This is a genomic window from Secundilactobacillus mixtipabuli (assembly GCF_002217925.1).
Classification (GTDB): Bacteria; Bacillota; Bacilli; order Lactobacillales; family Lactobacillaceae; genus Secundilactobacillus; species Secundilactobacillus mixtipabuli.
Genome location: NZ_BCMF01000054.1, coordinates 1 through 246, shown reverse-complemented (window position 1 = coordinate 246; position 246 = coordinate 1). Strand labels below are relative to the sequence as shown.

The following is a 246-nucleotide window of genomic DNA, read 5'->3' as shown; positions in this document are numbered from 1 at the left end:
AGGGACGCAGGAGGCTAAGCCGTGCGCACTGTTGGATATGTGCGTTCAAGCAGCAAGTCTGGTTGTTAGTAAAATGCTTTCAACCGGGTAGACAAGCTGTGATGAGGACCGAATTTAAGTAGAAAAGTGGCTGATGTCACACTGCCGAGAAAAGCTTCTAGTGAGTATCTTACTACCCGTACCGCAAACCGACACAGGTAGTCGAGGAGAGTATCCTAAGGTGTGCGAGTGAACTCTCGTTAAGGA

1 rRNA gene is annotated in these 246 nt (G+C 48.8%); it reads left to right on the top strand.

What is annotated here, in order from left to right:
• Positions 1-246 (top strand): 23S ribosomal RNA (locus IWT5_RS11970); the annotation flags it as partial.